Annotated in this window: 16 protein-coding genes; 10 read left to right on the forward strand and 6 right to left on the reverse strand. The window is 43.8% G+C overall.

The features are described from left to right. Positions 1-12: 12 nt before the first annotated feature. The 7 genes from B0I27_RS03350 to B0I27_RS03380 all read left to right on the forward strand — a co-directional run bounded on the left by B0I27_RS03350 (position 13) and on the right by B0I27_RS03380 (position 4,001). Complete coding sequence (locus B0I27_RS03350) at positions 13-351, forward strand: cytochrome C oxidase subunit IV family protein (RefSeq protein ID WP_106291437.1); 339 nt, start codon at positions 13-15, stop codon at positions 349-351. A 50-nt stretch (positions 352-401) separates the two neighbouring features. Next, positions 402-1,052 (forward strand): SCO family protein, encoded by a 651-nt coding sequence (locus B0I27_RS03355; protein ID WP_245925422.1) that lies wholly within the window; start codon positions 402-404, stop codon positions 1,050-1,052. A gap of 11 nt (positions 1,053-1,063) precedes the next feature. Then, positions 1,064-1,606, forward strand: a complete 543-nt coding sequence (locus B0I27_RS03360) for a DUF420 domain-containing protein (protein WP_106292076.1) — start codon at positions 1,064-1,066, stop codon at positions 1,604-1,606. A 6-nt stretch (positions 1,607-1,612) separates the two neighbouring features. Next, the gene (locus B0I27_RS03365; protein WP_106291441.1) at positions 1,613-1,885 is read left to right on the forward strand and encodes a hypothetical protein; all 273 of its coding nucleotides are present in this window, start codon (positions 1,613-1,615) and stop codon (positions 1,883-1,885) included. A 21-nt stretch (positions 1,886-1,906) separates the two neighbouring features. Continuing rightward, positions 1,907-2,572 (forward strand): DUF2461 domain-containing protein, encoded by a 666-nt coding sequence (locus B0I27_RS03370; protein ID WP_106291443.1) that lies wholly within the window; start codon positions 1,907-1,909, stop codon positions 2,570-2,572. Positions 2,573-2,581: 9 nt separating this feature from the next. Further along, a complete protein-coding gene (locus B0I27_RS03375; protein ID WP_245925423.1) occupies positions 2,582-3,400 on the forward strand; it encodes an OmpA/MotB family protein in 819 nt (272 codons plus the stop codon). 88 nt (positions 3,401-3,488) lie between these two features. Continuing rightward, positions 3,489-4,001, forward strand: coding sequence for a flavodoxin domain-containing protein (locus tag B0I27_RS03380; RefSeq protein ID WP_106291448.1), 513 nt, complete (start codon positions 3,489-3,491; stop codon positions 3,999-4,001). On the opposite strand, the gene B0I27_RS03385 is transcribed toward B0I27_RS03380, so the two are convergent. Both B0I27_RS03385 and B0I27_RS03390 read right to left on the reverse strand, forming a co-directional pair. Further along, positions 3,973-4,275 (reverse strand): DUF4286 family protein, encoded by a 303-nt coding sequence (locus B0I27_RS03385; RefSeq protein WP_106291450.1) that lies wholly within the window; start codon positions 4,273-4,275, stop codon positions 3,973-3,975. The two genes, B0I27_RS03380 and B0I27_RS03385, sit on opposite strands and share 29 nt — an antisense overlap. A gap of 27 nt (positions 4,276-4,302) precedes the next feature. After that, positions 4,303-6,111, reverse strand: coding sequence for a tetratricopeptide repeat protein (locus B0I27_RS03390; protein WP_106291452.1), 1,809 nt, complete (start codon positions 6,109-6,111; stop codon positions 4,303-4,305). Between the two features lie 164 nt (positions 6,112-6,275). Here B0I27_RS03390 and B0I27_RS03395 point away from each other — a divergent pair, with 164 nt between their 5' ends. The 3 genes from B0I27_RS03395 to B0I27_RS03405 are packed head-to-tail and all read left to right on the forward strand — an operon-like array spanning position 6,276 to position 10,522. After that, a complete protein-coding gene (locus B0I27_RS03395; RefSeq protein WP_106291454.1) occupies positions 6,276-8,153 on the forward strand; it encodes a S9 family peptidase in 1,878 nt (625 codons plus the stop codon). 6 nt (positions 8,154-8,159) lie between these two features. Further along, on the forward strand, positions 8,160-9,830 hold the full coding sequence (locus tag B0I27_RS03400) for a sensor histidine kinase (protein WP_106291456.1): 1,671 nt from the start codon (positions 8,160-8,162) through the stop codon (positions 9,828-9,830). Between the two features lie 2 nt (positions 9,831-9,832). Beyond that, positions 9,833-10,522, forward strand: coding sequence for a response regulator transcription factor (locus tag B0I27_RS03405; protein WP_106291458.1), 690 nt, complete (start codon positions 9,833-9,835; stop codon positions 10,520-10,522). Positions 10,523-10,528: 6 nt separating this feature from the next. Here B0I27_RS03405 and B0I27_RS03410 read toward each other — a convergent pair whose 3' ends face one another. From B0I27_RS03410 to B0I27_RS03425, 4 genes are read right to left on the reverse strand one after another with little or no spacing between them, the layout of a single operon-like run. Then, entirely contained in the window at positions 10,529-11,428 is a 900-nt protein-coding gene (locus tag B0I27_RS03410) for a UbiA prenyltransferase family protein (RefSeq protein ID WP_106291460.1), read from the reverse strand. Positions 11,429-11,451: 23 nt separating this feature from the next. Beyond that, positions 11,452-12,702: a metallophosphoesterase gene (locus B0I27_RS03415; RefSeq protein ID WP_106291462.1), complete on the reverse strand. Its 1,251-nt coding sequence runs from the start codon at positions 12,700-12,702 to the stop codon at positions 11,452-11,454. A 17-nt stretch (positions 12,703-12,719) separates the two neighbouring features. Further along, positions 12,720-14,228, reverse strand: a complete 1,509-nt coding sequence (locus B0I27_RS03420) for an AAA family ATPase (RefSeq protein ID WP_106292078.1) — start codon at positions 14,226-14,228, stop codon at positions 12,720-12,722. 22 nt (positions 14,229-14,250) lie between these two features. Then, complete coding sequence (locus B0I27_RS03425) at positions 14,251-15,348, reverse strand: vWA domain-containing protein (RefSeq protein ID WP_106291464.1); 1,098 nt, start codon at positions 15,346-15,348, stop codon at positions 14,251-14,253. Positions 15,349-15,367: the final 19 nt, after the last annotated feature.

Raw genomic sequence — 15,367 nt, forward strand, 5'->3', positions numbered from 1 at the left:
AAAGTATAAAAAATGGCAACTGAACATACACAAGAACACGGGCATGCAGATCATGCAGGAATGACGAAAAAGAAGATCTGGCAGGTGTTTTTCTATTTGCTTGGAATCACAGCTCTGGAATTTTTTATCGCTTTGGTGCTGATGCCTAGGGGCATGAATCATGGCCTTGGAAATTTTATATATATCGTCCTTACGCTACTTAAGGCTTATTATATCATAGCTTATTTTATGCACCTTAAGTTTGAAAAGATGGCGTTTGTGACATCACTTACTGTAGGTTTCATCTTTATTGTATACTTTATCGTATTAATGCTTACGGAAGGTTCTTATTTACACGTTCATATGAACTAATGGGGAACACATCTTCGTTAAAAAAAATCCTAATCCTGGTCATCATTTTAATGGTACCAGGATTTTTGTATTATTTGCTCCAGGATAAAGGGAAGAACCGTTACAGGCCTCTTAGTATCTATGGACCGAAGGAGCTTAGCGGTACTTTTCATACTAAGCGTGGAAAGCAGATTCCTGATACGCTCTATCATCAGATACGGGACTTCAAGCTTTCAGATCAGTCCGGAGAGGATTTCGTCTTCCCTTTAGACAGTACTAAGATCGTCGTGTTTAATTTCTTCTTTACCCGCTGCCCTAACTCCTGTTCGGAAATGAATGCCAGAATGCAGTTTCTTACAGAGGAATATGAAGGGAACCGGATGATAAAATTTGCGTCGATATCGGTGGATCCGGAGCATGACAGTCCGGAGGTCCTAAAGGCGTATTCGTCGCAATTTAATGCGGTTCCAGGAACATGGTACTTTCTTACAGGAGATAAGATGTTGATCCATGATATTGCCAGGAAGGACTTTCTTCTCGATGCCTATTCCTCTGAGCCGACGCCGGAGGGAATTGTCCACAGTCCGCTTTTCGTTTTAGTTGACCCTCATAAACGAATAAGGGGCTTCTATGACTCAGGAAATAAAGACCAAATGAATAAATTGAACGATGAAATCAAGGTACTTATTGCAGAAGAGCTTCGCATGGTTACCGATCGTTAATGCTATATATAATGAATGATAAATTTGCTTTCCGCTTAATTACCGTTGTTTCTGTTGTTGTTTTCGTAGTCGTCTGTGTCCTGCAGGCTAAGGTATTTACACTTTTCCCTGACGTTACGGTCATTCCATCCTGGGTCTTTTTTCTCCCCAGGTTAAACGCTATTATAAATGGTACTTGTACCGTCCTACTGATTATTTCATTTTATCAGATCAAAAAAGGAAATGTTTTAGTCCACAAAAGGTTGAATTTAACCGCCTTCGTCCTGTCTTCTCTCTTTCTGGTGAGTTATATCATCTTTCATGCGACAGGTATACAAACATCATACGGTGGGCAGGGAGCGATCAGATACTTCTATTATTTCATTCTAATAACACATATTATACTTGCAGCGGTAGTTTTGCCGTTAGTATTGTTTAGCTTCTACAGTGGCCTTAGTATGAAGGTAGCGCGACATCGTAAGTTGGTAAGGTGGAGCTACCCAATATGGCTTTATGTAACAATAACCGGGGTGATCGTTTACGTCATGATTTCCCCTTATTATACTTTTAATTAAGAGAAGATGAAGTTTTTTCGGTATTTATCTTTCACACTTTGCCTGAGCGCATTATTGCTTCTTAGTGATGGATTATATGCTCAATGTTCAATGTGTTCTGCAACCGCTGAGAACTCGGTTGCAAACGGGAACACAGAGGGAGACGGTCTGAATGATGGTATACTTTACCTTCTCGCCGCACCCTATCTGGCAGTTGCATGCGTGGGCTATATTTGGTATAGGAATTACCGTAAGAAAGCAGAGAGCCCAGATCTCAGGAGTGAAGCCATAAACCACTAAGTTCTGTTGTTATAGTCCACGATGAAAATAGAACAGTCCACGTTTACGTTCCTTAGTTCCCTGGCCAAGAACAACAATCGTGAATGGTTCCAGAATCATAAGAGCGACTACGAAGCTTCACGAGAAAATATACTTGCATTTACACAGGAGCTCATAAAAGGGATAGCTTCTTTCGATCCGACTGTTCCCTCCGCTCTTGATCCAAAAACCTGTGTCATGCGGATTTATAGAGATGTCAGATTTAGCCTCAATAAGCTACCGTACAAGACGAACTTTGGAATAGGAATTTCTGCAGCAGGCAAGAATTTCCCCGGACCAGGCTATTATATTCACATAGCGCCAAACGCCTCATTTGTTGGTGGTGGTAGCTGGCACCCTGCTGCAGATGAACTCAAAGATATCCGTCAGGAGATTGACTATAACTTCTCTGACTGGCTTTCTATTATTGAGAATGACGACTTTAAAACTGAGTTTGAGGCTTTAGATACGGAAGATAAGCTCAAAACATCTCCCAAAGGATATCCCTCAGATCACCCTGGTATAGAATATTTGAAGCTCAAAAGCTTCGTAGTAAGCAAACAACTCAGCAATAAACAGCTCAGTGCTGAGACCGCTATAGATTCGCTTACGAGGACCGCCAGAAAGTTGTATCCATTTATGAACTTCTTGCGGAGTGCTAATTCTTAACATATCAATATGAACAAAATTCTTTATTTCTCGCTGTCGCTACTCTTCCTTAGTTCTTGTATGGTTCTATCGCCAAAGAAATATAAAGCCTTAGTGGCTGAAAGAGACTCCCTTGCCACCACCCTAAACAGTGCCAATGCCAGGATTGAAAGCCTCGATGATGAAGTTTCGAAATTAAATCGTGAAATTTCCAATCTTCGTAGCGAAATAAGTGATCTTACATCGAAGATCGGGGGATTGAATGAGAACAATGCTAGTTTGAGAGCTTCCTCAAGTAAACTTACAGATGATTTGAAAAAGCGCGAGGCACGCTTGCAGGAAGTAGAGTCCATACTTCGTAAGCGGGATGAAGCAACTAATGCCCTCAAGGATAAGTTACAGAAAGCTCTTCTGGGATTCCAGCAAAGCGGACTATCCGTTGAGATTCGGAATGGTAAAGTGTACGTATCCCTTACCGATAAGCTTCTCTTCAACTCGGGTAGCATAATTATCGATGAAAAAGGTAAGCAGGCTTTGGCTGGGCTAGCAACTGTGCTAAACACACAGCCAGAGATCAATATTTCAGTGGAGGGTCATACCGACAACCAGCGAGTTTACAATCTTGGACAGATTAAAGATAATTGGGACCTTAGCGTACTGCGGGCAACCTCTGTAGTTCGTTTCTTAACCGAAGTGCAGGGAATAGAGAATACCCGAATTACTGCTACTGGTAAGGGGCAATATCAGCCGATCGAAGATATGAATACCGCGGAAGCGCGTAGCAAAAATCGCCGTATCGAAATTGTTTTGTCACCGAAGCTTGATGAATTATACGAACTTATAAAATAGTTAAAGAGAAAAAAGCCGCTCATTGCGGCTTTTTTTATGATCTGATAACTTTTTGCCTTCAGACCGCGTTTCCTAGTAATACGAGATAATGAAATTAGCACTTATATACATGTCGAGACACGGCAGCACCGAGAAGCTTGCACGGCATTTAGCAACCTCTTTTGGAGGGGACATTCAAGTCTTTAATCTTGCTCAGGATACGCATCCTGATATCAAAGATTTTGACGGCGTTATCATAGGGGGGTCTATCCATTATGGAAGCATACAGAAAGAAATTCAATTATTTTATAAAAGAAATCTGCCTGAGCTGCTTAAGAAGAGATTAGGACTATTCGTTTGTTGCCTTCTTACCGCGCGAAATTCTGACCAATTTGAGCGCGCCTTTCCACTGGTCTTAAGAGCTCATTGTAGTGCAGCTGCAGCATTTGAAGGGGATCTGATTTATAATAAGCTTAACATCCTCGAAAGGATAATCTTTAATCCCCAGAAAGAGGAGCGTGATGTAATTGCTCTCAACGAGAGCGCACTTAAAACCTTTGTAGACGCTTTTACCGGGGAGAGTCCAAATTCAATCACTCCATGTATTCCATTAAAGAGCTAAAGGATAAACATTTATTGCCGAACTTCTGAGTATGTAAATCCATTATCGCAGGTGCATGGTCAGAAGCGAAGGTCTCATATTTGCCTGGGTTATCGGCCACAAATTGAAGACAATAGGTTATTCCTTCGTTAGGAGAGTTAAGAACTTTCAGCAGGCGGTGCGAAATAAATAAGTTCGTTTCAGAAATCTTGGGGATAAAGGCAGTCTTTACCCAGCTCTGCCACTCCTCATTTACCGTCTCATCTACTATGATCGTCAAGTTGTATAAAACCATGCCGCGAAGTTACATTCCAATAGTGAGCTATCCAAGCGGGTCGCCCCTTAAAGATCTAAATCGTATCCTTGCTTCAGATATAAACAGACTCCCCGGATAGTTGATGATGATTTTTTCATAACAAGCCCTCGCTTTGTGAATGTCTTTAAGTGTCTCATAGGTATAGCCCAATAGAAATAACGCATCGTCTGCCCATATACCCAATGGATATCTCTCCGTAATTCTTTCCAGAACCTCCGCTGCCCTGGCGTAGTCAGCCATGCCAAGATGTATTCTGGCGCGTAGCATGAGCATGTCGTCCGCCAGAGAACCCCCTATTCCCGCAGATTCAGCACTATCAAGAATTGCAAATGCCCGTTCAAAGCGTTTTGTCAACACCATCATATCTGCTCTGGCATATGCCTGAAGCGCGAGGGTATCCATCTTGCTTTGTGTATGCTCCGAGATTAACAGGCTCAAGTTGAGCGCATCATTCGCCAACATCTGATCTGTTGCCACTTTCAGGTCATTCAATTGCGCCTGAGCCCAGATAAAATCACCTCTGAAATAAGAAAGTCTCGCATTTCGAAAGCGCGCCTCTTGTTTAACGGATGCCTCTTCCGTATCCTTCTCCACCTGCGAATAGATAAGCGTAGCCTCCCATATATCGCCCGTAAGAACAGAAAAGTCCCCCAGCTGGAGCTTTATGTTATTCTTCATCTCAAGACTGAGCCCGGGCAAGGCAAGGGCCTGCTGGAGTATTTTTTCAGCCTCTGTAGAACCTCGCAGTTTGTAAGCATGGAAGCTTGCAAGCTTGCTTAACGAAACCGCCTTAATTTCAACATCCTCAGTTACGTTTATAAAGTCACGATACTCTTGAGTGAGTCTGTCACTCTCCTCCTGCGTCGAGTTCGCCAAGCTAAGTATTTCCGTTTTACAGAACAGGATGCGAGCTTTAGCAGCATCATACAATGGGGCGGAGCTACCCTTCGCTGCAATATATTCGAAAGCAGGAAGGGCCTCTTTGAATGCATTCCTTTCAAAAGCCGTAGTCCCTATAGTGAAAATCGACTTAGCATCAGAGCCTGTTTTCTTATCAAGGCCGATCAGCAAGTTAAGAGCATCTTCATATTTGCCCTGCTGCAAGCAAGTCCATGCCAACAACTTTGTCAGTTCTGGCTGCAGAGCCCGTTTCTTGATAGCTTTTCGCAAGGCCTCCTCCAATAGCCCATAATGCTCATCAGATTCGAACAGGGCAAAAAAGCTATTCTCGGCCTGACGCCGGATCGTCTCATCAGCGTTGAATGTCAGCACATGGATGTACTCGGAGATCAACATCAGCCGATCCTTCTTATACCGGTATAGCGCTAAAAGATCAAAAGCAAAGGCTTGGTCATTGCCTAAGATTTTGCGGCCATACGTAAACGTGGTCACTGCATAATCATAAGCGTTTGCCCTATAGAAAGCTGCTGCAACCTCCCGTATTCTAAATTCATCTTTTGGAAGCTTGCGAAACAACGATTTATATAGTGAATCAGTTCTTTCACTGAATCCCTGCTGCTGATAAACCCGTCCCAAATCGACAGGATAAACAGGTGATTCAGGATCGGTCGCCATCAATGCAGACGTGAGTTCCCTGGCTTCGTTAAATTTTTTCGCCTGAAGAAGAAGAGAAATATAGGGATCATAGTACTCCGGATTCGCTCCCTTGTTGTAAAGCTTTTGATAGATTTCAAGTGCCTTATCATAGGCGCCATTCGCAGAAAAGTCTCTCGCCCTGCGTTCATCTGCTTCTTGCTGAGATATGGCAGATAAGCTCAAAATAAGCAACGTAAGGCATAAACATAATCTTCTCATCCTCTTGGTTCGATCCTTTTAGCTAAGATAAAGCTATTAAAAACCATGTTCATCCTTTTAATGTTGATTTTGCTGCTTCAGCTGTATTCTATTTGTTACTAAATTGGGTCTTTTAAAGTCATAATTTAGTACTGGAAACCGATGTTCAGGATGTAATAATTGATATGCGAATAAAATTTAAGTTAGTTTATGGATTAGTGTGGTTGTTTCTATTTGCATCATGTGCCCAAAAACAGCGGGCAGACAGGATCCCCCTGGAAAATTTCTTCAAGAATCCCAAAAAGTCTGCATTTCAGCTCTCTCCTGATGGGAAATACGTCTCCTTTCTGCAACCTTATAAAAACCACATGAACGTCTATGTGCAACATGTCGAAGGAGGTAAAGTAACCCGTATCAGTTCAGAGACAAATTATAATATATCCTATCACTGCTGGGGAAACAATGACGAAATTATATACATGAAGAATGACCCTGACAAGGGTCCATTCCTTTATGTTGTTAACAAAGAAGGGGAAAAGTTCCGACAGGTATTTTCTGAAGGACAACTTCGTCTGAAGTTCATTAACCCATCCCGGGTCATAGATAACCAGGTACTCCTCGCTTTAAACAAGAGAGATTCTACCTTTTTCGATGCTTATAGGCTGGACATAGCGTCTGGTAACCTGCAGCTTGCTGAAAAGAATCCCGGAAATATCAGCCAGTGGATTGCCGATGAGGATGGAAAGCTAAAGCTGGCTATAGCCAGCGACGGCAATACCGAAACCCTCCTGTACCGCGAACGCGAATCATTAGCATTTAAGCCCGTTGTCTCCTACAGTTTCAAATCTAAGATTGCTCCTATCGGCTTTTCAAATCGTAAAGATCATACCATTTATGCCTTGTCGAACTACAAGAGAGACAAGATGGCTCTCGTGGAAATAGATTGCATATCTGGAAAAGAGAAACAAGTAATTTTTACTCATGACTCAGTCGACGTTTCCGAAGCAGGATACTCACCCTTAACTCACCAGCTTTTATTTGCAGGTTACGAAACTTCGCGTAAAAAAAAGCACTTCCTGAACGACTCCACACGTAGAGTGTTCGAGCATCTTGAAAGACTTCTTCCTCAGACGCAAATTCAAATCACCAGTACGGATCTTACTGAGCAGAAATGTATCGTTAAAACCTTTACGGATGTCTCATCGGGTGCCTATTACCTCTACGATCTGCATGCAAAAAAGCTAACAGAATTAAGTAAGGTTAACTCCTCATTACCAGAGAACCAGATGTCCGAGATGAGACACATTTCATACAAGACCTTTGACAGTCTCACCATTAACGGCTATCTCACCATACCAAAGGGAGTAGAAGCCAAAAATTTGCCCGTAATCGTACTTCCTCATGGAGGGCCGTCCTCGCGCGCATCATGGGGCTTCAATTCAGAAGTACAGTTTTTCGCTAACCGCGGATATGCTGTTTTTCAACCCAACTTCCGTGGATCAAAAGGGTATGGGAAGGAATTCTGGATTGCCGGATTTCAGAAATGGGGAACGGATATTCAGCGCGATATAACGGCCGGCGTGCAATGGCTTATTCAGGAAGGGATCGCAGACAAGAAGAGGATCGCTATTTACGGGACAGGATTTGGTGGTTATTGTGCTATGAACGGTCTTTGCTTTGAGCCTGAACTTTATCGCTGTGGGGCATCACAGTCGGGCTTCGTCAACCTGTTTACCTACATCAAGGCAGTTCCTCCCTATTACAAGCCCGTGTTGAGAATGTATTACGAAATGGTGGGCAATCCCGAGGAGCAGATTGACTATCTCAGAGCTGTATCACCTGTTTTTCATACCGACAAAATATCGGACCCCGTCTTCATATCTCAGGATTTGAAAAACCCCAGGGCTAATCTCAGCGAAACAAATCAGTTCGTAAAAGAGTTAAAGAACAGAAAGGTTCCCATCACTTACGTGGTAAGGCAGCATGATCAACGTACCCAAGATGAGCAGATGGAATTTTACAGTCAGCTCGAAACATTCTTCTCCGACAACTTAAAAAAATAGCGACTCATGCGTAAGGCAAGATTTCAGTATCGCCATAACAGCGCATTGAATGTTATTTTTCTACTTCTGATAGGGGTTTCTTTTGTCGTAGCCATGTTTCTTGCTCACCGTTTAACCGAAAAGTATGTGGAGAATGAATTCGAATTAAGAAAGATTGACGTCCTCGAAGAGACCCTTAAGCCTTATACCGAATTCTTTCAAAACCGCGTTCCGGAGATATCCTTCTATCAGGGATACCTCGACAGCTCCTCAGCAATTAAGTACGTAGATACCGTATTTCGCAAATACCCCTTTGTGAAAAAGATCGAATTTTATGATACTGAGGTAAGTAATCACCGCGTCGCCGGTGCATTTCGGATAAATCATTTTTCGATGGCTCCACAGGCCATATACGATTATACGAGGAGCCCGACAGCAGACTCCATCGTTTACAACAAACGTAAGCCCAATAGCTCAGGTTCGTTCTGGAATATGGATGAATTCAATAACATGGCAGCTAAATTCAGTCTCTACGTTCAGTCTATAGAGGAAGGAAAACCACTTCAGTCGGCAGACTTTATCAGCATCTTCTACCATGTTACCCACAACCGGATCACCTTTATGAACATCCCGCGGGAGGAAGACATGCATACCTATAAAGATCTGATGCTGAAAGAACAGGAGAAGTCGCCCGTATTTCAGCAGGACATCGTTTCCTTCATTCTCGACCCCGAGAAGCTGAATATCCGCAACACCCACAGGGAACTTTATCAATACATTCACATTACCCCGATCGTCTACGAATCGCTCAATACAGACCCGGATCTCCTCAATACCGAGCTACCTTTAACGGGTGCCTTTGCTGATTATAAGCTACATTTCAGCTCCTCCAGAAACCACATCATCCGCGAGATATACCACAGGCTTGTTCCTGTTGCCCTTGCTATCGTGATGATCTATACCGTCCTGCTGTTTATCGCCTACCTCATCTACCGGAATCTGAATATTAATAAAAAGATGTACAGCCTGCAGTACGACTTTATTAATAACCTGACTCATGAGTTTAAAACGCCTGTCAGTGTTATTAAGATCGCAGGAAACAATATCAAAAGCGCGAAGGAGCTGTCAGACAGAGAGCGCTTTCATTACGGTAAAATCCTTGATGAGGAGGCCGACAAGCTCAACGATCTGATGAACAAGCTGCTCTCCTTCACACAGATCGAGAATCAGTCTATTCACATCAAGAAAGAAAGAATCAACATCCCGCAGTTTATCCAGAACCTGGTAGATTCCTACCAGATCAAATTACCCGATTTCAAGATTGAATACAGCACCAGGGGCGTAACAACCTTTCGCACAGATCCGGTCCTGCTCTCCAGCATCTTTCAAAATCTCATGGACAATGCCAACAAATATTCATTGCCCGGTCAAAAGTCGCTGAATATTCTCGTTTTTACAGAAAAGGGAAATATTGTGTTTAAATTTAGGGATCGGGGTATCGGTATTCCCGGCAATGAAACGGAGAATGTATTCAAAAAGTTTTACAGGATCCAGAGCCAGTATAATCAGCAAGGCAGCGTAGGCCTCGGTTTGGCCTTCTGCAAAGAGCTGATCAATTTAATGAACGGAACCATCTCCGTTAAAAGTAAAGTAGGAGAGGGTTCAGAGTTTACAGTCGTATTACCATTTGAATTATAGATATGAGTAAAGAAATAAAGATTGCGATCATTGAAGATGATGAAAACTTAAGATTTTTGGTTGCTCACCGTTTAAGTGGCGAGGGTTATCAGGTTATTGAATGCGGTAACGGTGAAGAGGCCGAAGCACTTATTCTAAACGAACAACCCGATATCGTTTTACTTGACTGGATGCTGCCCGGTAAGCAGGGTTCTGAAATATGCACCAGCCTTCGCGAGAAAGGATTTGAGAAGATCATCATCATGATGACTGCCAAAGCGCAGGACGTTGACAAGATCGACGCCTATCAGTTCGGCGTATCCGATTACGTTACCAAGCCTTTCAATATGGATGTTTTGGTAGCACTGCTGGAGAATAAAGTGAACTTCATCGTTAGCAGCAATAAAACGGATGTTAACAAGTTCGGCGATATGGAGCATATACCAAATATCCACTCACTGGTAAAAGACGGCAAGAAGATCGAGCTCACCATTCTGGAGAACCGTATCCTGCTTTATTTCTTGCAAAACGTCAATAAGGTTATCAAGAGGGAAGAACTGATGATGGTCGTCTGGGGATATAATTCAGACGTTAACACGCGTACACTCGATATGCATATCGTCCGTCTGCGCAAGAAAATAGAAGATAACCCTGATACACCTCATTACCTTCAAACCGTGCGCGGAATCGGATACCGTTTCGTAGCCGAATAAAGCTTTCTAAAATAGATTAAACAGCAAAATCATCAGGAACTGTAAGATCATGGTTCCATCAATAAATCCGAAATAATAGAACTCATCCTTCTTTATTTCGGATTTTAATATAAGCCATCCTGCCACAGCTGCAGTTACTGTCAAAGCCCAGAAATCTGCGTTAAAGTCCCTTGTGAACATCAGCAGGAGCGATGCATAGATTACCAGCAGAAGCTGACAGAACAGATACGCTTTCCGCTCCCCCAGCATAACGGGTATAGTCTTCAAGTTGAAGTGCTTATCATGAAACAAGTCTCTGATATCAAAGGGAACCGTAATGGCCGCAATGAACAAGAAACGCTTCCCAACCAGCAACACTGTATCGGCCACTTTAATATCTACCAAATGCCTCGCCGAGCCTTCCACGATAGGGAGCAGGACACAGCTGAAGGACCATACAATAGCAATAAGAAAAAGCTTTAATCCAGGTATATTCCTCAAACCAAACTTGCGCTCATTCAAAGTGAACAGGGGGATGTTGTAGGCGATAGAAATTAATCCCAAAAAACTCAAAAGGATAATGGAAGGAATCTTCAGGAAGAAGATCAGCACAGTCACCGAAACAATCGCGATAATAGTCAGACTAATGGTCAGCCGGTAATGGCTGAAAATCCAGCGCACCCTTCTGAAAGGCGATCGCCTTGGCTCCGCCGGCTTTGACATCAGCATACTGAAATTGTAAAGCGCCAAAGTAGAGCAGAATAGTAACGCCAGCACATGCTTATCCGGCTTGATCTCAAGCAGATGATACGTAACCAGTCCCTGAGCAACGGCGCAGATGGCGATAAACAAATTGCTGAAGAGTAGAAAATCAGCAATATGCCTGAGGCTTTTCTTTATCGACGGAGGCTTGGAGTCAGACGACATATAATTAGTTAAAAGTTAGGTCGTTAAGATTTCTTTAACTCAAATATCGTAATTTCAGGTAAAATACCAACACGACCAGGATAGCCCAGGAAGCCGTAACCCACATTCACATACAGTTGCTGCTGCTGTTCCTGGTATAACCCCGCCCACTCTTTATAGATAAACTCCACGGGGCTCCACTGAAACTCCTTGGTCCTTACCCCAAACTGCATCCCATGCGTATGTCCGCTGAACATCGCGTCAATATCCGTCTGGCCAAGCACCTGTGCCCTCCAGTGAGAGGGGTCATGAGACAAGAGCAGCTTTACGGGAGCATCTTCGGTACCCTGCATCGTCAGATCCAGTCTGCCATGGCGCACAAACCTGCCCGCGCCCCAGTTCTCAATTCCCAAAATGGCTATTTCCTCTCCGTCAACCTTCAGACGGCGGTTCTCATTCAGCAACAGGTTCCAGCCCATCAGCTCATGCACCTTCTTAATATCTGCAAAGTTCTTTCTTTTCTGCGGTGAATCCTCTTTGCCGTAATAATAGTCGCCATAGTCGTGATTACCCAGAACTGAAAAGACTCCCAGGGGCGCCTTGATCTTACTAAAGATATCCTGATAATCCTTCATCTCAGACGCCACATTATTGACCAGGTCGCCTGTGAAAAATGCAAAATCCGGCTTCTCAGCCATCAGCATTTCCACACCACCTAATACAGCCCGCTGGTTGTAAAAACTGCCCGAATGCACATCAGATATCTGTGCGAAGGTTATTCCATCAAATGCTTTGGGTAAGTTCGGAAGGTACAGCGTCTGTCTCCGTACCTGATAGTCGTAGCCACCTTTTATGATACCCCAAGAGAGGGAAGCAAAAGGAACAGCAGCTACGGCGATGCCTGCTTTTACTAAAAACTCCGAACGGGTTATCGGCTCTGCAGGGCTTACAGGCTGCCCCGATCGACCCTTTCTTAGCACCCGCCGTTTCAGCCAGATAAGGCCTCTGCGCACATCATCAGCAAGCAGAAAAAGTATAAAGCAAAACTTCGTTACGAACGTCAGGAAGAACGCCACCAAGATAACCGCCCTTGCCGACAGAAAAATATTGAAAAATATGGCAGTGAAAACGCCTGCAATCAACAACCCGCTATATCCCCACCATAAGTAGCTGAATATTTTAAATCGTCGTGCCGATGCATTATGGCTGACAGACTTTATCGCTCTGAAAATGTAAAGGTCTAAGACAAGAAGTAGGAAACAAAGAAAAAGTAATGGCAAAATACGGTTGGACATTATTTAAATAATAAAAATTAATAGCGGTTATCCTCGTTGTAGTCATCCTCTTCATCATCAAACTCATTGTTGAAAAGACTGCCCAACATATCTTTAAACGTATAACCGTTGTCCAGGTTCGATTTACTTACCTGGGAGAATTCAGAAAGTCCATGTAACAAGAACTCCATCAAAAGTAATTGCTGGTTCTTGCTAAGCGTCGGGTGGAATTTCTTAATCACATCCCTCAGCTCAGGAACCTGTTCCAGCGTGCGCCGGTAGTCTTCAAGCAGGTATTCATCCAGAATGTTGATCGTATTGCCGCTATCAAACCAGTTGATGACAGGCGCATAGGGGTTCGTTCCTTTCCCCCGCTTCAGCTTCTCCGGGTCTGGGAAGTACGTAGCCATAAGCGATTTGATCGCTTTTCCGAGCAGAATGTTTGCCACTTTCGCAGATCCTTCCTGTTCGCCTTCGTAGACCAGTTCAATCTTTCCTGTGATCGCGGGAATTACGCCGGCGAAATCAGACATTCGCACAAAGGTACTGTCCTCGCCATTGATTAACATCCGCCTTTCAGCCGTACTGATCAGATTTTCATAAGCAGAGATGGTGAGTCGCGCCGACACCCCTGACTTCTTATCTACATACTCCGAATTTCGCGCCTCGAAAGCAATCTGTTCGATAAGATCCTTAACCAGCCCGTCTGCCTCAATCCTAAGCCGCTGCTCTGGAGTGATCAAGGCCTCCTGCTGGGTGATCTTTCTCGAAATCTCAATGCTTCGCGGGTAGTGGGTAAGAATCTGACTCTCTATCCTGTCCTTAAGCGGTGTTACGATGGATCCCCTGTTGGTATAGTCTTCCGGGTTAGCGGTAAACACAAACTGCACGTCCAGCGGAAGCCTGAGTTTGAATCCACGGATTTGAATATCCCTCTCCTGCAAAATGTTAAAGAGTGCCACCTGAATACGTGCCTGCAAATCCGGCAGTTCATTAATGACGAAGATACCACGGTGCGCACGTGGGATTAGCCCAAAATGAATCACCCGCTCATCCGAATACGTCAGCTTCAATGTTGCCGCTTTGATAGGATCCACGTCGCCTATAAGATCTGATACGGTAACATCAGGAGTTGCCAGCTTCTCGGTGTACCGGTCTGAACGGTGAAGCCACGCGATAGGCGTCTTGTCGCCCAATTGCTCAATCTTCTGATGACCTACCCATGATATAGGATTAAAAGGATCGTCAAATAACTCCGATCCTTCTATATAAGGTACATACTCGTCCAACAGATTAACCATCAGTCGCGCAATTCTTGTCTTCGCTTGACCGCGCAACCCGAGTAATAAAATATTATGTTGAGAAAGGATCGCCGTCTGAAGATCGGGTATAACCGTGTCTTCATATCCAATAATACCTTCAAAGCCTTCTGCCTTATTTTTTAGCTGGACGATGAGGTTCTCTCTCAGCTCTTGCTTGAGAGACCGTGATGTATAACCGGAGGCCTTCAGCTCTCCGAAAGTTGTTATGTTTAACAAATCGCTCATGTTTTCATTCAGACAGCCCGTTCTAACGAACCGTCTTTCTCCTGTTTTTAATGTAGTCTTCAAAAATATATTCGCCGAGCCCCTTCAGTGAACTGTAAAAAGCCTTTCCGCCGTTTACCTCGGTGAACTGTCTCACAAATTGCTGCAGATAGGGATCCTTGGCAATCATAAAGGTCGTTATCGGAATGTGGAGCCGCTTGCACTGCGCCGCCATATTTAAGGTCTTGTTGATCACTTTACGATCCAGGCCGATACTGTTTTTATAATACCGGTTACCCTCTTTCAAGCAAGTCGGCTTTCCATCGGTGATCATAAAAATTTGCTTGTTTGATGTTTTCCGTCTTCTTAATATATCCGTAGCCAGTTCCAGTCCGGCATAAGTGTTCGTATGGTAAGGTCCAACCTGCAGATAGGGCAGGTCTTTCACTGTTATCGGCCAGGCATCATTACCAAAAACAACAATATCCAGCGTATCTTTCGGATACTTTGTCCTGATCAGCTCCGCCAGAGCCATTGCCACCTTTTTAGCAGGTGTAATCCGATCTTCTCCATATAGGATCATCGAATGCGAAATGTCGATCATCAACACGGTAGAAGTAAGTGTTTTGAAATCTTTTTCCTCCACCTCCAGATCCCTTTCCGTCATATGGAAATCGTTGATCCCGTGGTTCAATTGAGCATTATGGATAGAGGCTGTCATATCTATCTGATCCAGGCTGTCGCCGAATTCATACTCCCGCCTGTCCGCATTCTTCTCTTCTCCCAGTCCGGAGGTGTTCGTGCTGTGACTTCCTTTTCCCGACTTCTTCAACTTGCCGAAAATTTCCTCTAAAGCCGATTTACGTATAGTTTGCTCCGTCTTCGCAGTAATAGAGAAATTACCCTGAGGATCATCCTGACTAATGAAGCCTTTATTCTTCAGATCATCGATAAAATCGCCCATGCCATAGTCGTTGGACGTAAAGTGATGTTGCTTATCCAGCTCATTCATCCATGCCAGTGCCTCATTGGCATCGCCGGCCGTATAATTAAGCAGCTGAGTAAAAATATTCAGCAAACCATCAAAGCCACTGTTCTGAAGTTTTTCCGGAATGAACTTAGAAAAATTATATCCCCGCATAATCGCCTTTGCTTAAATG

This window comes from Arcticibacter pallidicorallinus (assembly GCF_003002875.1).
Taxonomy (GTDB): domain Bacteria; phylum Bacteroidota; class Bacteroidia; order Sphingobacteriales; family Sphingobacteriaceae; genus Arcticibacter; species Arcticibacter pallidicorallinus.

Excerpts from the sequence above, each read along its gene's own strand:
- B0I27_RS03350 (WP_106291437.1), top strand. The coding sequence starts at position 13 with ATGGCAACTGAACATACACAAGAACACGGGCATGCAGATCATGCAGGA.
- B0I27_RS03355 (WP_245925422.1), top strand. The coding sequence starts at position 402 with ATGGTACCAGGATTTTTGTATTATTTGCTCCAGGATAAAGGGAAGAAC.
- B0I27_RS03360 (WP_106292076.1), top strand. The coding sequence starts at position 1,064 with ATGAATGATAAATTTGCTTTCCGCTTAATTACCGTTGTTTCTGTTGTT.
- B0I27_RS03365 (WP_106291441.1), top strand. The coding sequence starts at position 1,613 with ATGAAGTTTTTTCGGTATTTATCTTTCACACTTTGCCTGAGCGCATTA.
- B0I27_RS03370 (WP_106291443.1), top strand. The coding sequence starts at position 1,907 with ATGAAAATAGAACAGTCCACGTTTACGTTCCTTAGTTCCCTGGCCAAG.
- B0I27_RS03375 (WP_245925423.1), top strand. The coding sequence starts at position 2,582 with ATGAACAAAATTCTTTATTTCTCGCTGTCGCTACTCTTCCTTAGTTCT.
- B0I27_RS03380 (WP_106291448.1), top strand. The coding sequence starts at position 3,489 with ATGAAATTAGCACTTATATACATGTCGAGACACGGCAGCACCGAGAAG.
- B0I27_RS03385 (WP_106291450.1), bottom strand. The coding sequence starts at position 4,275 with ATGGTTTTATACAACTTGACGATCATAGTAGATGAGACGGTAAATGAG.
- B0I27_RS03390 (WP_106291452.1), bottom strand. The coding sequence starts at position 6,111 with ATGAGAAGATTATGTTTATGCCTTACGTTGCTTATTTTGAGCTTATCT.
- B0I27_RS03395 (WP_106291454.1), top strand. The coding sequence starts at position 6,276 with ATGCGAATAAAATTTAAGTTAGTTTATGGATTAGTGTGGTTGTTTCTA.
- B0I27_RS03400 (WP_106291456.1), top strand. The coding sequence starts at position 8,160 with ATGCGTAAGGCAAGATTTCAGTATCGCCATAACAGCGCATTGAATGTT.
- B0I27_RS03405 (WP_106291458.1), top strand. The coding sequence starts at position 9,833 with ATGAGTAAAGAAATAAAGATTGCGATCATTGAAGATGATGAAAACTTA.
- B0I27_RS03410 (WP_106291460.1), bottom strand. The coding sequence starts at position 11,428 with ATGTCGTCTGACTCCAAGCCTCCGTCGATAAAGAAAAGCCTCAGGCAT.
- B0I27_RS03415 (WP_106291462.1), bottom strand. The coding sequence starts at position 12,702 with ATGTCCAACCGTATTTTGCCATTACTTTTTCTTTGTTTCCTACTTCTT.
- B0I27_RS03420 (WP_106292078.1), bottom strand. The coding sequence starts at position 14,228 with ATGAGCGATTTGTTAAACATAACAACTTTCGGAGAGCTGAAGGCCTCC.
- B0I27_RS03425 (WP_106291464.1), bottom strand. The coding sequence starts at position 15,348 with ATGCGGGGATATAATTTTTCTAAGTTCATTCCGGAAAAACTTCAGAAC.